At 38.3% G+C, this 17,575-nt stretch carries 18 protein-coding genes and 2 pseudogenes; 5 read left to right on the plus strand and 15 right to left on the minus strand.

Annotated features, from left to right (window positions below):
• The first annotated feature begins 429 nt into the window (after nucleotides 1-429).
• The 3 genes from D8804_RS09480 (at nucleotide 430) to D8804_RS09490 (ending at nucleotide 1,758) form a co-directional block, all read left to right on the plus strand.
• Nucleotides 430-576: a hypothetical protein gene (locus D8804_RS09480; RefSeq protein WP_221763058.1), complete on the plus strand. Its 147-nt coding sequence runs from the start codon at nucleotides 430-432 to the stop codon at nucleotides 574-576.
• Between the two features lie 108 nt (nucleotides 577-684).
• Nucleotides 685-1,491 carry a peptidylprolyl isomerase gene (locus tag D8804_RS09485; protein WP_125399615.1) on the plus strand — a complete coding sequence of 269 codons (807 nt, stop codon included), beginning with the start codon at nucleotides 685-687 and terminating at the stop codon, nucleotides 1,489-1,491.
• Between the two features lie 27 nt (nucleotides 1,492-1,518).
• Nucleotides 1,519-1,758 (plus strand): zinc-ribbon domain-containing protein, encoded by a 240-nt coding sequence (locus D8804_RS09490; protein ID WP_125399616.1) that lies wholly within the window; start codon nucleotides 1,519-1,521, stop codon nucleotides 1,756-1,758.
• 42 nt (nucleotides 1,759-1,800) lie between these two features.
• On the opposite strand, the gene D8804_RS09495 is transcribed toward D8804_RS09490, so the two are convergent.
• The 7 genes from D8804_RS09495 to D8804_RS09525 all read right to left on the minus strand — a co-directional run bounded on the left by D8804_RS09495 (nucleotide 1,801) and on the right by D8804_RS09525 (nucleotide 8,298).
• Nucleotides 1,801-3,342, minus strand: coding sequence for an ABC-F family ATP-binding cassette domain-containing protein (locus D8804_RS09495; protein ID WP_125399617.1), 1,542 nt, complete (start codon nucleotides 3,340-3,342; stop codon nucleotides 1,801-1,803).
• 1 nt (nucleotide 3,343) lies between these two features.
• On the minus strand, nucleotides 3,344-3,823 hold the full coding sequence (locus D8804_RS09500; RefSeq protein WP_125399618.1) for a VanZ family protein: 480 nt from the start codon (nucleotides 3,821-3,823) through the stop codon (nucleotides 3,344-3,346).
• Nucleotide 3,824: 1 nt separating this feature from the next.
• The gene (gene rlmN / locus D8804_RS09505; protein WP_000804768.1) at nucleotides 3,825-4,910 is read right to left on the minus strand and encodes a dual-specificity RNA methyltransferase RlmN; all 1,086 of its coding nucleotides are present in this window, start codon (nucleotides 4,908-4,910) and stop codon (nucleotides 3,825-3,827) included.
• A 20-nt stretch (nucleotides 4,911-4,930) separates the two neighbouring features.
• Entirely contained in the window at nucleotides 4,931-5,461 is a 531-nt protein-coding gene (locus D8804_RS09510; RefSeq protein WP_125399619.1) for a YutD family protein, read from the minus strand.
• Between the two features lie 155 nt (nucleotides 5,462-5,616).
• Complete coding sequence (gene sodA, locus D8804_RS09515; RefSeq protein ID WP_000974733.1) at nucleotides 5,617-6,222, minus strand: superoxide dismutase SodA; 606 nt, start codon at nucleotides 6,220-6,222, stop codon at nucleotides 5,617-5,619.
• Nucleotides 6,223-6,291: 69 nt separating this feature from the next.
• On the minus strand, nucleotides 6,292-7,329 hold the full coding sequence (gene holA / locus D8804_RS09520; RefSeq protein WP_125399620.1) for a DNA polymerase III subunit delta: 1,038 nt from the start codon (nucleotides 7,327-7,329) through the stop codon (nucleotides 6,292-6,294).
• A gap of 33 nt (nucleotides 7,330-7,362) precedes the next feature.
• Nucleotides 7,363-8,298 carry a dihydroorotate oxidase gene (locus tag D8804_RS09525; protein ID WP_000255166.1) on the minus strand — a complete coding sequence of 312 codons (936 nt, stop codon included), beginning with the start codon at nucleotides 8,296-8,298 and terminating at the stop codon, nucleotides 7,363-7,365.
• A 205-nt stretch (nucleotides 8,299-8,503) separates the two neighbouring features.
• On the opposite strand from D8804_RS09525, the gene gdhA reads away from it, so the two are divergent.
• Nucleotides 8,504-9,850, plus strand: coding sequence for an NADP-specific glutamate dehydrogenase (gene gdhA, locus D8804_RS09530; RefSeq protein ID WP_125399621.1), 1,347 nt, complete (start codon nucleotides 8,504-8,506; stop codon nucleotides 9,848-9,850).
• A gap of 96 nt (nucleotides 9,851-9,946) precedes the next feature.
• Here gdhA and D8804_RS09535 read toward each other — a convergent pair whose 3' ends face one another.
• The 4 genes and pseudogenes from D8804_RS09535 to D8804_RS09550 form a co-directional block, all read right to left on the minus strand.
• Nucleotides 9,947-10,591 (minus strand): TetR/AcrR family transcriptional regulator, encoded by a 645-nt coding sequence (locus tag D8804_RS09535; protein WP_093585672.1) that lies wholly within the window; start codon nucleotides 10,589-10,591, stop codon nucleotides 9,947-9,949.
• A gap of 16 nt (nucleotides 10,592-10,607) precedes the next feature.
• A complete protein-coding gene (locus tag D8804_RS09540; RefSeq protein ID WP_125399622.1) occupies nucleotides 10,608-11,612 on the minus strand; it encodes an NADP-dependent oxidoreductase in 1,005 nt (334 codons plus the stop codon).
• Nucleotides 11,613-11,826: 214 nt separating this feature from the next.
• Nucleotides 11,827-12,195, minus strand: coding sequence for an EXLDI protein (locus tag D8804_RS09545; protein WP_004244102.1), 369 nt, complete (start codon nucleotides 12,193-12,195; stop codon nucleotides 11,827-11,829).
• A 62-nt stretch (nucleotides 12,196-12,257) separates the two neighbouring features.
• A pseudogene (locus tag D8804_RS09550) lies at nucleotides 12,258-13,070 on the minus strand (DUF2268 domain-containing putative Zn-dependent protease); the annotation flags it as partial.
• On the opposite strand from D8804_RS09550, the pseudogene D8804_RS09555 reads away from it, so the two are divergent.
• A pseudogene (locus tag D8804_RS09555) lies at nucleotides 13,051-13,371 on the plus strand (NADP-specific glutamate dehydrogenase); the annotation flags it as partial. The pseudogenes D8804_RS09550 and D8804_RS09555 overlap by 20 nt on opposite strands.
• Before the next feature lie 21 nt (nucleotides 13,372-13,392).
• Here D8804_RS09555 and D8804_RS09560 read toward each other — a convergent pair.
• The 4 genes from D8804_RS09560 to D8804_RS09580 all read right to left on the minus strand — a co-directional run bounded on the left by D8804_RS09560 (nucleotide 13,393) and on the right by D8804_RS09580 (nucleotide 16,351).
• Nucleotides 13,393-13,959 carry a hypothetical protein gene (locus D8804_RS09560; RefSeq protein WP_125399623.1) on the minus strand — a complete coding sequence of 189 codons (567 nt, stop codon included), beginning with the start codon at nucleotides 13,957-13,959 and terminating at the stop codon, nucleotides 13,393-13,395.
• A gap of 438 nt (nucleotides 13,960-14,397) precedes the next feature.
• Entirely contained in the window at nucleotides 14,398-15,585 is a 1,188-nt protein-coding gene (locus D8804_RS09565) for a tyrosine-type recombinase/integrase (RefSeq protein WP_048791704.1), read from the minus strand.
• Complete coding sequence (locus tag D8804_RS09570) at nucleotides 15,557-15,826, minus strand: DUF3173 family protein (protein WP_048791703.1); 270 nt, start codon at nucleotides 15,824-15,826, stop codon at nucleotides 15,557-15,559. Before D8804_RS09570 ends, D8804_RS09565 begins: the two co-directional genes overlap by 29 nt.
• A gap of 303 nt (nucleotides 15,827-16,129) precedes the next feature.
• Nucleotides 16,130-16,351 (minus strand): helix-turn-helix domain-containing protein, encoded by a 222-nt coding sequence (locus D8804_RS09580; RefSeq protein WP_000286248.1) that lies wholly within the window; start codon nucleotides 16,349-16,351, stop codon nucleotides 16,130-16,132.
• Nucleotides 16,352-17,575: the final 1,224 nt, after the last annotated feature.

Raw genomic sequence — 17,575 nt, forward strand, 5'->3', positions numbered from 1 at the left:
ACTTTGTAGATGTCAACTTCAGCTCCATCAAAGTATAGATAAGAAGGTAGAGATTGGACTGAAATATAGTGAAATGTATTAAAATTGAAAAAAGAAAAAACGCTTGAAATCAGAGTTTTTCTTATGTATTGATTCGTATTGAATGCTTACTTCACTTCTGTAAAAATTAACTTCTACACCTACAAAGCCTATTCTGACAGACTTTATAAAAGCCTAAGAAAAAAAGTAGAGATTCATACAGTGTCTAGATTTTCCAAAAATTCTTTATCATCAAATATTATTAACGAAACTATCAAACCAAATACGATGCATTGCTTCAAAGAATTCTTTAGTTGTTTGACTCGCTTGATCATCTAAATACCACTATGAAAGAGAATATCCTCAAAAGTATGGAGAGTTACAGTACTTTCTAAGATGAGGGCTCCAGATTTGGACCAATCCCTTCGTGACAACTTTTCAGGAGAAGAATTAGCAAGTTACTTTTCAATTCGTGGTTACAAATTGACTCCAAAGGGAGAGCAGATACTGGAACAGTACCAGGACATTATCGACCGTCATCCAAAGAAAAATCTCTAAGCAAGCGACTTTCTGGTCGGCTTCCTCTTAAACTACCTTGTCACTAATATTTGAAATCCCCTTACTTTTAAGGTACAATGGTAGAAATGAATTTTTAAGAGGTTAACAATGAAAAAACTAGCAACCCTTCTTTTACTATCAACTGTAGCCCTTGCTGGATGTACTAGTATCCAACGTGGTCTCCGTGGTGATGACTATGTCGACTCCAGTATCTCAGCTGAAGAAAGCTCAAAAGCAGCTGCTCAGGCTGCCAAAGATTTGAATGACGCTTTGACCAATGACAATGCCAACTTCCCTCAACTTTCTAAGGAGGTTGCTGAAGATGAAGCTGAGGTTATTTTACACACAAATCAAGGCGATATCCGCATCAAACTTTTTCCAAAACTAGCACCTCTTGCAGTTGAAAACTTCCTTACTCACGCTAAGGAAGGCTACTATAACGGCATCACCTTCCACCGTGTCATCGATGGCTTTATGGTCCAAACTGGAGATCCTAAGGGAGATGGTACAGGGGGCCAATCTATCTGGCATGATAAGGATAAAACAAAGGACAAGGGAACTGGTTTCAAAAATGAAATCTCTCCTTACCTATACAATATCCGAGGAGCACTTGCTATGGCTAACACAGGTCAACCAAACACCAACGGTAGCCAATTCTTCATCAACCAAAACTCAACAGATATTTCAGCTAAACTCCCTACAAGCAAGTATCCAAAGAAAATCATCGAAGCCTATAAAGAAGGTGGAAATCCAAGTCTAGACGGCAAACACCCTGTCTTTGGTCAAGTCATTGATGGCATGGATGTTGTCGACAAGATTGCCAAGGCTGAAAAAGATGAAAAAGACAAGCCAACGACTGCTATTACAATAGATAGCATTGAAGTGGTCAAGGACTACGACTTCAGCAAAAAGTAGGCCATCAATAGATAAGGAGACGATGATATGATTCTATTTTGGGGTTCTAAAGGTTATCAGAAAGATTTGGGACATACGCAAACTGCTATCGAGTGCGGTCACTGTAACAATGTCGACACATGGGAGATTGTTGAAACAGGACGCAAGTTCACCCTCTACTGGATTCCAATTTTTCCTTATGGCAAAACTTATTTCGTTTCTTGTCCGGTTTGCCACTATGGTAAAGAAATCGAAAAATCTGAAGTTGAAAGCTATTTAAATTACTAGTTAAAAAAGCCAAGTCTAAATGACTTGGCTTTTTTAGTGCTTTTAAGTTAGCTTATTAAAGTCCCAGATTTGGTCCATCCAGCCTTCATAGAAGTCTGGTTCGTGGCAGACCATGAGGATAGACCCCTTGTACTCTTTAAGGGCTCGCTTGAGTTCATCCTTGGCATCCACATCCAGGTGGTTGGTCGGCTCGTCCAGCACTAAGACGTTATTTTCACGATTCATCAAGAGACAGAAACGAACCTTGGCTTGTTCTCCACCTGACAAAACCTGAATTTGGCTTTCGATATGCTTAGTTGTCAAACCACAACGAGCAAGGGCTGCACGAACTTCTGCCTGATTGAGTGCTGGAAAGGCGTTCCAGACCGCTTCTAGAGGCGTCTGACGATTGCCCCCTTCTACTTCCTGTTCAAAGTAACCAAGTTCTAGGTAGTCACCGCGTTCGACTTCTCCAGCGATTGGTGGAATAATACCCAAGAGAGACTTCAAGAGAGTTGTTTTCCCGATACCATTTGCCCCAATAATGGCAACCTTTTGATTGCGTTCAAAGGTGAGGTTTAAAGGCTTGGTAAGGGGACGGTCATAACCAATCTGCAAGTCCTTGGCTTGGAAGATAAAGCGCCCAGGTGTACGAGCTGGTTTGAAATCAAAGGACGGTTTTGGCTTCTCACTTTGCAGTTCGATAATATCCATCTTGTCGAGTTTCTTTTGACGGGACATGGCCATATTACGTGTTGCAACACGGGCTTTATTGCGAGCGACGAAATCCTTAAGGTCTGCAATTTCTTTCTGCTGACGTTCGTAGGCCGCTTCTAGCTGAGATTTCTTCATAGCATAGACTTCTTGGAACTGGTAGTAGTCACCAGAGTAACGCGTCAGCTGTTGATTTTCCACATGGTAGACGATATTGATTACGTCGTTGAGGAAAGGAATATCGTGCGAAATAAGGACAAAAGCATTCTCATAGTTTTGGAGATAACGCTTGAGCCAGTCAATATGTTCAGCATCCAAGTAGTTGGTTGGCTCGTCAAGCAACAAAATATCTGGTTTTTCAAGAAGGAGTTTGGCCAAAAGAACCTTGGTTCTTTGTCCACCTGATAAGGCTGTTACATCCATATCCATACCATAGTCCATGACACCGAGAGCACGCGCTACTTCATCAATCTTAGCATCCAAAGTATAGAAGTCACGACTCTCCAAACGATCTTGGAGTTCACCAACTTCTTCCATGAGCGCATCAATATCTGCTCCGTCTTCCGCCATCTCCATATAGAGGTCATTGATACGTGCTTCTGCTTTAAATAGCTCATCAAAGGCCGTACGGAGCACATCACGAACAGTTTGACCTTCCTTTAGCACAGCGTGCTGGTCCAGATAGCCAGCAGTCACATATTTGGACCACTCCACCTTCCCTTCATCTGGTAACATCTTACCAGTCACGATGCTCATAAAGGTTGATTTTCCCTCACCATTGGCACCGACTAAACCGATGTGTTCACCCTTGAGGAGACGGAAAGACACATCTTCAAAAATTGCACGGTCACCAAAACCGTGACTCAGATTTTTAACTTCTAAAATACTCATTCTAATTCCTTATCTTGTTTTTATGCAGTCCTTTATAGAGGAGCCAAGCCAGATAGCCTCCCAGGGTATTGGTCCACAAATCATCAATCTCAAACACACGATTAAAATCAAAGAAAAAGTCTAAGACCAGCTGCGTACATTCAATTCCTAAGCTCAGAAGAAAACTGAGAAATAGGATTTTTTTCGTTTTTCGTAAGTTTGGATAGAGGTAAAGCAGTTGAAAGACCAGAGGGAAGAGCAAGAAGACATTTAAAATGTTCTGCAAAAAGATCCAAAGGACTTGTCCCAAACTGGTCACTTCACCTAGATTCCAAAGGGAGTTTAAAGGAGTTAAAAGAAAAACCAGGCGTCCAAAAGTTTGAATACCTGGAGTTTCCACTCCTGTAGGAAGTTGAGGTTGGGGAGTAAAACAAAAACAGACAATGCATAGGCCGTAAACAACCACTCCCGATCTTAAGATTAATTCTCTTTTTCTAGTCATTTTATGGATTTACCGCTGCGACTGCCTTCTGGCGATCACGTTTCATTGTATTGGAGCGTAATTGTCCACAAGCTGCATCAATATCAGTACCATGCTCTTGACGAACAACACAGTTAACCCCTTTTTTCTTGAGGGTATCGTAGAAGGCCATCACGCGCTCTTTAGGACTACGGCTATATTGATCATGCTCACTAACTGGATTGTAAGGAATCAAGTTGACGTATGATAATTTCTTGATGTTCTTGAGCAATTCCGCCAATTCCAAGGCTTGTTCTACACCGTCGTTGACTTCATTGAGCATGATGTATTCAAAGGTCACACGGCGATTAGTTGTTTCAATGTAATACTCAATAGCTGCGAAAAGTTTTTCAATCGGAAAGGCACGGTTAATCTTCATGATGCTTGAGCGCAATTCATTATTGGGTGCGTGAAGGGAAACAGCTAGATTAACCTGTACGCCTTCATTAGCAAAGTCACGAATTTTATGGGCCAAACCTGAAGTTGAAACCGTGATATGACGAGCACCGATAGCCATCCCCTTATCATCATTGATGGTACGGACAAAATTCAAAACATTGTTGTAGTTATCAAATGGTTCACCAATTCCCATGACAACGATATGGCTGACACGTTCGTCCTGACCACGCTCATCAAAGTATTTCTGAACCAACATGATCTGCGCTACGATTTCCCCGTTATTAAGGTCACGTTGCTTCTTAATCAAGCCTGACGCACAGAAGGTACAACCAATATTACAGCCGACCTGAGTGGTCACACAGACTGACAAACCGTAGTGTTGACGCATAAGTACTGTCTCAATCAACATACCATCTGGCAACTCAAAAAGATACTTAACAGTACCATCAGCTGACTCTTGTACAATGCGTTGTTTCAATGGATTTACCACAAACTGCTCATTGAGCTTGGCAATCAAATCCTTGGAAAGATTGGTCATTTCTTCAAATGACTGGACACGTTTACGGTAGAGCCATTCCCAGATTTGATCTGCTCGGAATTTCTTTTCTCCTTGTTCTAATACCCATTCTTGCATGGTTTGACGTGTTAAACTATAAATAGACGGTTTCATCTCTTCTCCTTATTCTCTATCTATTTCTGACGAATGACAAAATGGCGCTGTCCCTTGTCCTCTTTCTGAGACTTTTGGTCCTTATGACGACGTCTATTTCGCTTATCCGCATTTGGTTTTCTCTTGTTTTGCGAAGGTTTCTTGCCTCTTCTAGGAAGGTTTTCCTCCTCTTTTCTACGCATTTTCTTGTCAAATGACGCACGCTTAGGTGCTTGGTTTTCTAAGACAAAATAAGCACAACCATAACTACAGTACTCTAAAAGATAATCCTGTAAGCGACTGATCTTTTCAATTTTTTCCTCTGTCCGATCGTCTTTGTAAAAACCACGTAGGCGAAGCTGTTCATTGCTCCAGTCCCCCACGACATAATCAAACTTGGTCAACACTTCTGAGAAGCGTTGATTAAAGACTGTCACATCGAAAGCCTCCTTGATATTTTCAACCAAGGTAAAAGCAATCCCTTCAGTCTCAACCTTATCCCCATTTACATGAAATTCTGGGCCAGGAAACTTGTTATAGTTGTATAATTCAGGTGCAATTTCTTTACGCATAGTCTTCCTTTTCCACGATTACTTAACACTCTATTTTACCATAATTTCTAGCAGTTAGCACGTTTCTCATAAAAATGAAAAAAGTCTGACGATTTTGTCAGACCAGAATCATATAACCTAAAAAAGAGAAGAACAATTCTTCCCTCCATATACCATTATTTAGCAGCTGCGTACAATTCATCTACTTTGTTCCAGTTGATTACTGAGAAGAAAGCTTTGATGTAGTCAGGACGCACGTTGCGGTATTTCACGTAGTAAGCATGTTCCCAAACGTCCAAACCCAAGATTGGTTTTTTACCTTCTGAGATTGGTGTGTCTTGGTTTGCTGTTGAAGTTACTTCAAGCTTCCCTTCTTTGTTGACAACCAACCAAGCCCATCCAGAACCGAAGCGAGTTGTAGCTGCTGCTGTAAAGGCCGCTTGGAACTCTTCAAATGAACCAAATGTTGCATCGATTGCTGCTGCAAGTTCTGCTGAAGGAGCAGTCTTTTCAGGAGTCATCAATTCCCAGAAAAGAGCGTGGTTCAAGTGTCCACCACCGTTGTTGATAAGCGCTTGGCGGATATCAGCTGGGATAGATTCTACATCAGCAAGCAAAGCTTCAAGGTCTTCACCAATTTCAGGGTGTTTTTCAAGAGCTGCATTTGCATTGTTGACATAAGTTTGGTGGTGTTTGTCATGGTGCAAGTGCATTGTTTCTGCATCGATGTATGGTTCCAAAGCGTCGTATGCGTATGGAAGGTCTGGTAAGATAATAGCCATCTGTAATACCTCTTTTTCTTTCTATATGAAAATGATAACGCAATCATCCTCTTTTTTCAAGTTTTTTGCTCAATTTGCTTCTGCCGCGATCTGCAAAAGTGCCTTTTCAAACAGGTACCCTTTTTCATAGACACCTGTCTTAATCTGGTAGTCCGTTTCAATCAAATAAGAAATCGCTCGCTTGAGAAAGGCCATGGAAATCCCTCTCGAATCTCTCAGTGCAAACTTGATTTGATAAGGATTAGGGTTGCGCCCCAAGTAAGTTCCCAGACTGCTTGCAATCTGCGATTCCGTCTGACCAGTCTCTGATAAAATCTTCACTTGGGTAAAGGTACGAAACTGTCCTAACATGACAGCTATGAGCTTGATCTCATCCTCCCCTTGCAATGTCAAATCTCTGACCAAGTCACGGGCCTGATCAATCTTTTTGCCCAAGATAAGCTGAGTCAAATCAAAAATATTGTCCTGCAGAGTCTTTGGAATAGCCTCGACAATGTCCTTCTCCTCAATCACGCCGTCTGATTTATAAGACTGTAAAAAAAGGAGGTTTTTCTGGATTTCACTAAATTGAAAACCAGATTTGAGAAGTAGATTTTCAAAGGATTGCCCCACAAACTGCAGACCTTGTGTCTGACTCCATTTTTGGAAATACTGGCGCAGTTCTTGTTCCTTGGGTTCAATAGCATCAAAAACAGTCGCATCTCGTTTGAGCAATTTGACCAACCGTCTTTTACTATCCAACTTTCCTTCCGCAAAAATCAACAACTTGGTTGTTGGCGAAGGGTTATCAAGGTATGCCTCAAATGACTTGAGCTCATCATCTGTTAAAAAACGTTTCTTGGCTGTTGTGATATCGACAAAATGGTCTAATATCACGATTTTCTCATCCGCAAAGAAAGGGAGACTGACCAACTCCAACTCTAAGTCTTTATAAGCCACTTCTTTCATATCAAAGTAAGCAAAATTGAGATCAGCTGGATCATAACCAATCTGCTTCAACACTTGACTCTTCATAACTTCAAACTGACCCTGGTCTGTCCCTGTAAATAGATTCAAGCTAGATAGATTTGATAACGTCAACTTCTGACTGTCTTCAATGGCTAGCATCTTCTCTCCTTTCTTCTGATTTTTCGATTTAATTTAGTCAATATAGCGCAATTTCCCACGGAAATCTTCTAGTCTCTCGTACCCTTTTTCCTCCATAATAGCTTTCAGTTCATTGGTAATGCGTTCAAAAGCACCTACGCCTTCTTTGTGAAGAGTAGTTCCTACTTGCACCATACTCGCACCGCAGAGGATATGTTCAAAGGCATCACGACCCGTAAGAACGCCACCCGTTCCGATGATTTGGATTTGGGGATTTAAACGTTGGTAAAAGGCGTGCACATTCGCTAGAGCAGTCGGTTTGATATACTCTCCACCAATGCCTCCAAAACCGTTTTTAGGGCGAATAACGACAGACTCATCTTCGATATAGAGACCATTCCCGATAGAGTTAACACAGTTAACAAATTTGAGTGGATACTTGTTAAAAATAGCTGCCGCTTGGTCAAAGTGGACAATATCAAAATATGGTGGCAACTTGATTCCAAGAGGTTTGGTAAAGTAGGCAAATACCTCTGACAAGATACGGTCTGTTGTTTCAAAATCATAGGCAATCTGAGGTTTTCCTGGAACGTTTGGACAAGAGAGATTAAGCTCTGTCAGTCCTTTGAATTCACTCTCTTGAACTTTTTTCAAGATGGCATGTGTTTCTTCTGGAGACATGCCAACTAAAGATAGGAAGAAAGTTCGGTTTGGCTCTTTTTCCTGCAAGTCCAAAAGATAGTCCAGATAGTAGTCTAAGCCATTATTTGGTAAGCCCATGGAGTTGATAGAACCAAGTGGAACATCCTGATAACGTGGTTCAGGATTCCCCTGACGAAAGTCCAAGGTCGCTGTCTTTGTGACAAAGGTTCCCGCCGCTGAGTTTTTGACTCCTTCAAGCTCTTCTATCGTCATACAAGCCACACCTGCTGCATTCATCAAGCAATTATCAAACTCAAAGCCAGCTATTTGTGTTTTCGTTGATACCATGATTCTGATCCTCCAGATTCCTTTTATTTCTAATATTATACCATACTTTAAGATTTTCTCTTTGAGAAACTAATTTCTATATAAAACGTTCGGTTTTGTAAATTGAAAGAATTTTTAGAAAATTTCTGTTTTTTTCTTTACACTCAAAAAAAATTCTGCTATAATGGCTCATGTAATAAAATATAACAACAAAAAGGAGAACGATATGACATCTGCTAAAGACTATATCCAAAGCGTGTTTGCAACTGTGAAAGCTCGTAACGGGCATGAGGCTGAATTTCTCCAGGCGGTTGAAGAATTCTTCAGCACTTTGGAACCTGTATTTGAAAAACATCCTGAGTATATCGAAGAAAACATCTTGGCACGTATCACTGAGCCTGAGCGCGTGATTTCTTTCCGTGTTCCTTGGGTGGACCGTGAGGGAAAAGTCCAAGTCAACCGTGGTTACCGTGTTCAATTCAACTCAGCTGTTGGACCATATAAAGGCGGACTTCGTTTCCACCCAACTGTAAACCAAGGGATCTTGAAATTCCTTGGCTTCGAACAAATCTTTAAAAACGTTTTGACTGGACTTCCAATTGGTGGAGGTAAAGGGGGATCAGACTTCGATCCTAAAGGAAAGACTGATGCTGAAGTGATGCGCTTTTGCCAAAGCTTTATGACAGAATTGCAAAAATACATCGGACCATCTCTTGACGTACCTGCTGGTGATATCGGTGTTGGTGGACGTGAAATTGGTTACCTTTACGGACAATACAAACGTCTTAATCAATTTGATGCGGGTGTCTTGACTGGTAAACCTCTTGGATTTGGTGGTAGCTTGATTCGTCCAGAAGCAACTGGTTATGGTTTGGTTTACTATACTGAAGAAATGCTGAAAGCGAATGGTAACAGCTTTGCTGGTAAAAAAGTGGTTATTTCAGGTTCTGGTAACGTAGCCCAATACGCTCTTCAAAAAGCTACTGAACTCGGCGCAACTGTGATCTCAGTATCCGACTCAAACGGCTATGTCATCGATGAAAATGGTATCGAGTTCGACCTTCTAGCAGATGTGAAAAATAATCGTCGTGCTCGTTTGACTGAATATGCAGCTGAGAAGCCGACTGCTACTTACTACGAAGGTTCTGTATGGACTTACGCTGGTAACTACGATATTGCTCTTCCATGTGCGACTCAAAACGAAATCAATGGTGACGCAGCTAAACGTTTGGTTGCCCAAGGCGTTGTCTGCGTATCAGAAGGTGCCAACATGCCAAGTGACCTAGATGCTATCAAAGTCTACAAAGAAAATGGTCTCCTTTACGGACCAGCAAAAGCAGCCAATGCTGGTGGTGTAGCTGTATCTGCCCTTGAAATGAGCCAAAATAGCCTTCGCCTCTCATGGACTCGTGAAGAAGTTGATGGACGTCTCAAAGACATCATGACAAACATCTTCAACACAGCTAAAACAACCGCTGAAACTTATGGTCTTGGTACTGACTACCTTGCAGGAGCAAATATCGCTGCCTTCGAAAACGTAGCAAACGCTATGATTGCACAAGGTGTTGTTTAAGATTCATTTGCTTAATCCTCAATCGCTCTGATTGGGGATTTTTATGTCGGCTTCAAAAAAGCTCACTATTTAAAATAGTAAGCTTAAAATCAAGATTTATGTTACTTCTACTAAGGCAAAAGACAGGCATTCAACAATTTCATTTACTGCTTCATCTATGTCTAGCTCCTCATTATTATTCAACATCATTGGAAGAGCATAAGAAAGACTCAAAGCTAAAATATAACGAACGATTCTTTCATTTGACCAATCTCGGATAACACCATTTTCTTTAAACTGATTTAGAACCGGACTAATTGGCTTAATGATAGAGTGAACAATGGTATTCCCTAACTGGTCAGAAATAGTTTCATCAATAAAAGAACGGTTCAAGAGAATTTTAACTTGCATTTGATTCTCCTGAATAAAAACTAGTCTATCTCGAACTATGCTTCTTAAAAATAGCGGAAAAGACTCTTGGTTTGCTGTAAATTTCTTCTCAGAAAAATCAGCAATCACATCTGGAATAACTTGCTTAAGAAAAGTCGATAAAATTGCTTCTAAGATGCCTTCCTTAGTTTTAAAGTAACTAAAAACTGTCCCTTCTGAAACTCCAGCCTCCTTAGCAATAAAGCTGGCTGTTGTATTTTCAAAGCCAATTTCTGAAAATAACTTTAGACTTGATAATAATACTTGACGTTGTTTTAAACTCAGGTTGCTATTTTCTAATGTCTGAGCATACTTTTCTTCTAAACTTTCCATTGCTGGCACCTCTCTGCTACTTTCTTACTTTTACGACTTTCTTACCTCGAGTGTGTCCCAATTTTAGACTACGATATGCCTCTCTAACTGACTTTAGAGAAAAATCATAAACCTGATCAATATTCAGCCGAACCTTCCCTTCTGAGACCATTTCTGCTAGAGTGTTCAAATCATAATATGTGGAATGTCTCGGACCCGTGAACTGGGCACCTTTTATCATAACATATGGTGAAGGTACTAGCGTTCCAATAGCCGTGCCCTTCAATCCCAAACTGAAAGCCAATTTAACATAATCACTTCCATAGCAATCCAAGAATTTTGTAATTGGCTTTGCACTTGCTGATAGAAGAGCATTCTGGATGTTCTCTTCGTAGGCTACCGGTATAGCACCTAAAGACTTCAGATAATCTGAATTTTTCTTACTCGCAATTCCAATAACTATCGCACCTTTAGCAACCGCATACTGTACTGCGATACTTCCAATACCTCCTGCTGCTGCTGAAATAACTATAACATCTTTAGAGTTTAGCTCAATCCTTCTAAAAGCACCTCCCACAGTTAGAGAGGCTACACCCATAGTAGCTGCATGGTTCATATCAATCATCTCTGGCTTCAACACAATTTCTGATTCATTGACACAAATTTCTGTTGCCAAAGCTCCCCTCTTGGTGCCTAATCCAGAGTCACTGATCATTGTTCCAAAAACCTTATCACCTACTGCAAACCGACTTACTCCTTCACCAACTTCTGTGATAACTCCAGCAAAATCCCGACCAATACCTCTTGGAAAAAGAGATGATTTTGATTCAAACCAATGACTTGGCTTCCTTAGTTTCGTCATAAAAGATAGAAAACGAAGTGGCTTTGCACCCTCAAAAGTTTTATAATCAATAGGATTTAAACCAACTGCATAAACTTCTACCCTAACTTGATTCACTTTCAAAGAATCAGATTTAATGTTCACTAAATCTAACACTTCTTCATCACCGAAATGACTATATTGTATTGCTTGAACAACCATTGTATGAACTCCTTACACATCTAAAAAAAAATGAGTGAGCACTCAATCATTTTTCTTAATTATATGCTTATTCCCCATAGATGTCAACTATACTGTTTCCAAAAGTTCTAACTAAGTTAGCTGTTCATGATAAAAATAGATCTATTTTTCCTTATGAAAGATTATCAAACTATAACTCAAAGAAATCCGACTGCTTATAAAAGCAGCCGGATTTTTATATATCTAATTTTTCAAAAAATTTTCCTGTTGACTGCTTTTCTTTTAGCTTCTCCAGTAGCTCATTCTCCAGAAAAAGACTTAGTTCGTCAAAGTCTTGACAAACCTTAAAAACAGTCTCTCTGTCCAACTGGTCATAAGCTAGTTCGTAATAGTCCTTATGATGTTGCCAATTCTGCTCATAATTGATATCTGTTCGTTGATAGTAAACAATATTTTGCTTCGGTGTCAGGTAAATCTTCTGTGTTAGAATGCTTTTCCGATCTTTGGATAACTTGCTACGACTGAAAATCTTAACACCTTGAAAAATCTTGCGCTCATGGATACCTTGATTTGTGACTTTTAATTCAACTCTTTTATAGTGCATATAGTCACCTCCAAAAATTACTTTCATTATATCAGACTCTGGCAGATTTGCAAGCAAAAGTATCATTTCCAAAAATCTTTAGTAGCCTCTAAAATTTCTTCTGTCGGTGTTACTGTGGCCTCAATAATGCTCTTGCCAGTCTTTTTCAGATAGGCTTGTATCAGATGATAGCCATAAGCATAGCCTGCAGCATAGGGCATCCCAGCCGGTATTTGACCTTGAATCTCAGCTATTTCATCACCGTAAAGATAAGGAGCCATTTCCGCCATCCCTGTTAGCTGAAGCTGACTTGAGATGATGGGTTTAATCTCTTCTAACTGCTCGGAACTAGTTGAAGTGACCCAGGATCCGATGAGCTCTTTACCATAGAGCTCAGCAGCAAAAGACTCTGCTAATCCTTCACTGACTACCCAGTCTGCTAGTGTTGTCTGCTGGTTCCATTTGATAAATTGGAAGCGAACATTGTGGTTGCACTCGTGAGCCAACGCGGCTTGCACACGTGGTAAAGTATAGTCATTCGGCAACAGACTAAGCATGAGGTATCCTGGAATTCCTCCATCTCCACTGTATCCCTTATTAAGCTGTAGCATAGGTTTTTCTGGATTGCCCAGTAAAATAGTAAAATGGTAATCCTCAACCTCTAAGTCATAGCCAGCTTGCTTAAAAAGACCGATACTCCTCTTGATAGTATCCTGACAATCTTGCCAGAGTTGATCAGAGCTCAGAGCGTCGATAGCTGGTCTATCCTTCTCTGACAGAGTTCCGGGTAGCTGATTCATAAAACCAAGTAGGAACAAAGCATCAAATCCTTCGGGATACTTGGCTTTCAGAGGAATATGTTGAGTTTGGTATTTCGTATCAGAAGGTGCCAACATGCCTAGCAACCTTGATGCGATTAAAGTCTACAAAGAAAACGGAATCCATTTTGGACCTGCCAAAGCTGCCAACGCTGGTGGTGTAGCTGTATCTGCACTTGAAATGAGCCAAAACAGCCTTCGCCTTTCATGGACACGTGAAGAAGTTGACGGCCGTCTCAAAGACATCATGACCAATATCTTCAACACAGCTAAAACAACCGCTGAAACTTACGGTCTTGGTACTGACTACCTTGCAGGAGCAAATATCGCTGCCTTTGAAAATGTAGACAATGCTATGATTGCACAAGGTATTGTTTAAGAAATATGCTAAAAACCTCAATCAAAACGATCGAGGTTTTTTTGAAGCTTCATCTTCTATCAAAACTTCTTCTTCCATAGCATTTTTTATTTTTTTGCCCAAAGATAATAACGTTTCTACATCAGAGGGTTTGCTTGTCCCGAGAGGATTCCAAGTAGAAGATGATAAATTCTCATATTCCTTAGACCGAACTCGAAATTTAATATTATCCCCCTTGGTGTCTATGTCTACATTTAAGGCTCTCGTCCCCAGTTTAGGCTCCTTATTTTTTATCCTACAGAAAATAACTTCTCCTGATACAATCTCCTTTCCATTACACCAAATCCTAATATTTCTTCCAGATAATTCTACGACAAAATTCTTCACTAGACTACCTTGTATTTTTTTAATTAAAAGAAAACTAATTCCAAAAAATACTAATACTATCGTATAAAGAAAAAGAGGTTGTGACTTAAAAAAATCATTCAGTTTTAAATAGAATACAGCCAACTGTATTCCCAATACAGGAAGCATGAGGAACATGGGAAAAAGGACACCAATTATTATATCTGATTTTGCTGTTGTCGCTGTAAATTCATATCTTTCCATCAATATCACCTTTATAACATTTCCTTTTTATAGAACATTAATCCCATACTAAGACGGATGCATCAGGGAGTTCAATCTCCCTTTCCCCTAGCAAAGATAAATTTTGAACTATTCTAAGGATATTGTACCACTATTTCTGCAAAAAATACCTTAGCAAACATAATCTCCTTCCACAGATACATCATCGCTTTATCGAGCGCTGGAGTTTGATTGACATGGTTCTCTAATCAAACTCCAGAACTTTATGATGAAAATCTTATGGAACAACTGGAGACACTTTATAAATTTTCTCTTTTCAATTATAAAGAAAAACCGCTACTCCTAAGAATAGCGGTTTAATCATGTTTTTAAGCTACTAATGTAGTTTCTCTATTATTTAAGAGTAACAATTTGCAAATCCTATTTTCTCCCAGTATTAGTGGATTAATTCCTCAATTTTCAACTTTGGCAGGAATTTGGTAGGTAAATTGATAACCCAAGATTATCTAAACTATTTGTAATCTCTTCTGAAATAGTTGAATCACCTGAATAATACCAGTGACTATATGTATTCAACGTGGTTGACTTATCAGCATGTCCTAATCGATATGAAACATATAAGGTATCCTTATGTAATACATTTATAAGATAGGATGCATGACTATGTCTTAATCCTTTCCCTGTAATTTCTGGTACACCAGTAATCCTAGCATGCCTTTTTATTATCCTAGAGATTGTAGACTTACACAAGGGCTCACCAAAACGTGATATTACATAATCTTTATCATCATTCTTGATTTGAACTTCTCGCCATTTTTTAAGTATTGTAATTGTAAAATCATCTAAATCAATTTTACGATTCCCTGCTACTGTCTTTGTTTGTTGTTTAGCATACCATACACCGTTTTTATCTTTCTCAATCGTCGAATGAACATGAATCCATTTACGTTCAAAATCAATATCTTCCCATTTAAGAGCAATACCCTCACTAACTCTTAAACCAGTCATAAAATATAACCAGATCGTCATGTAATTATGGAGTCCCTCGTACTCACTAATATCAAAAGAGTTTATTACCTTCTTAAATTCATCAAATGTCCAAAATTTTGTATCAGGGTGCTTTCCTCTAGGATTATCTAATCCTTTAAAAGGAACTCTATCAATATAACCCAATCTTTCTGCATAGCCCAGACATGCTTTAAATCTAGACCACATATTTTTAGCATAGTTACTAGAATACTTGTCTATAATAGCTAAGCGAAATCTTTCACAGTCAATAGTACTAATATCAGATAGTTTTTTGCTACCAAATTGCTTAATAAATAACTGATGATGTGGTAAAGCAGTCTGATAAGTTACAAATTGAACTTTTTGTTGATAGTATTTTAAATAGGTCTCTTCCATAAACTCTTTAAAAGTTAGAAAGCTATTATTAATAGTAGAGTTCGCAAATTCATGCTTTAAACGAACTATTTCATCGTAGGCTTCTTTAAAAGAACTAAACGGTAAACCCTGCTGATTTTTCCTTCCTTTCTTCTGAATTCTTTTCCCAGTTATTGGATCAACTCCTAATTCAATTTGAAAATAAATTTTTCCTTTTGAATCTTTATATACACCTTTATATTTCTTTGTCTTTGATATAACCATTTTTCTCACCTTCTATATCTGAAAAAGAAATACCAATTAAATTTTCTACAATATTTTTAGGAGCAATGCCTAACCTTTTGTTATCGAAAGGTGAACACCCTAATTTTACCGCATTCTTATCATTTTTTCTAGCTTCTTCAAATTTTTTTACAGCAATTTTTTTTGCCTGTCTAATAATATTCCTCGATGTGTGCTCAGGAAAACCAATAGCAACTAAATCTTTATAGTTTACTGTTTCCATGATTTTAATACTTCCTTTCTTAGTTTTTTACCTCCATGGCATGACTGATGAAGTCATCATAAGAATTTCACTTGCTGCTCTTTTACGGTGGCAGCCTGAACGGTCAGAAGTATCATTGTATATCATTTGTATCATGGCATATAAAGTATCGCTCTATTTTATTGATGGTTTTAATGTCGCTCTTATCATGGCGAGCCATTCAAAACTGCTCCACAAATGAGGAAAGTACCATTTTGGACTATTCAATTGTCAAAGAACAAATAAAAAATCTCCTCATTTTCACACTCTATGAAATTGAGGAGATTATTTTCTAAAGCGAATTTTATCAGGAAAATCTGTCAATCCCAATAGATAGTCTGTACTGACATCGTAAAAGTTTGAGAGAGTTACCAATACATCTGCCGTCAAGGCATGCTCACCCCGTTCAATTTTAGCATAAGCTGAGTTTGTAAACGAAAGTATTTTAGCTATTTGTTTTTGGGTCAAATCGTGATCTTCCCTCAAATCTCTCAAACGTCTGTACATCTAGCTTTCTCCTGAGAAAAGTATAATATATAAAACTAAGAAATCTTTCAAAGTGTCCAAACTGGACATTTTGAACTAAAATTAATTTATTAAACACTTCTCATAAGCATATCTATTAACCGCCTGAGAGCAAAGATTTTACCAACTATTTAAAATTACTGACTTTCAAAAATTAGTCTTATTGTAAAATAAAGTGAAAAACAAAAGACATGTTTATCTAATATATTATAGTCTCAAAAATATTACAAAATTATAGGAAAATGTTCACAAATCAATCATACAAGCACTTCTCTGAAGTTGAACAATACTAAATTTTAGGTTTATTTAAACAAAGGAAAAAACTGCTTATACTGCTCGTCGTTAGGATAGAAACCGTTCTATTTTTACTTGTAAAACTAATCGAGATTCTGTAACACCGGTGAAACAAATCAATGATAGAAGATCTACTGATAACAGTATTATGCAAATCCAATCTAGGATTTTCATTATCATTCTATAGAAGCTAGCTATCACTTGTAACTAAATAAGATTTAGCCTGACTTTCTGACAGAGTTCACATAAGTTAAGAAAGAAAAACCAAGGGGACATAGTATGAAAACTTTTATTCACACTTATAAATTCCAACATTTTGATTCAGTTGTTTCTTAAATCAAGATGATTTATGACTATATGCATCAAGAAAAGTTTATTAAATTACCTAGTGTTGTACAACTTTTTAATAAATCTACCAAGACTATATCTCCTAAAAACAACTAGGTGATAAAAATTTATTTTGCCCGTGCCTATTCATCCTATGATCAGACATTCGATGAGAACTTCATCACACCTTTACGTAACTTCGTTTCAAAAGCAAATTCACTCAAAGAATTGAAATAAGATTTTATAGAGGATAGTACAAAAATATTTAACGAAAGCCTAGAAGAATTCATGGGTATAAGTCATCGAAAAAGCTGCTTGAGTTGACTCAAACAGCTTGAAAGGATTAAATATGATAAAACAAACAGATATGTGTTTGAAATAAACAAAAATCACTCATATGAGCGATTAAGTAAATTATTATTCTTTGAAAATCGATGCCAGTTCTTTTAAATCGTCTAACACATCTTTCTCAGAATTGATATTAAAGTCTCTTTCAACTAATACATACTCTAAATTAGTACATTTATCTTTGATGCTATCTACAACAGCTAAAATTTCAGAACTTAATTTTTCTGAATGTGTATC

The organism is Streptococcus oralis (genome assembly GCF_003944215.1).
Lineage (GTDB): Bacteria > Bacillota > Bacilli > Lactobacillales > Streptococcaceae > Streptococcus > Streptococcus oralis_BI.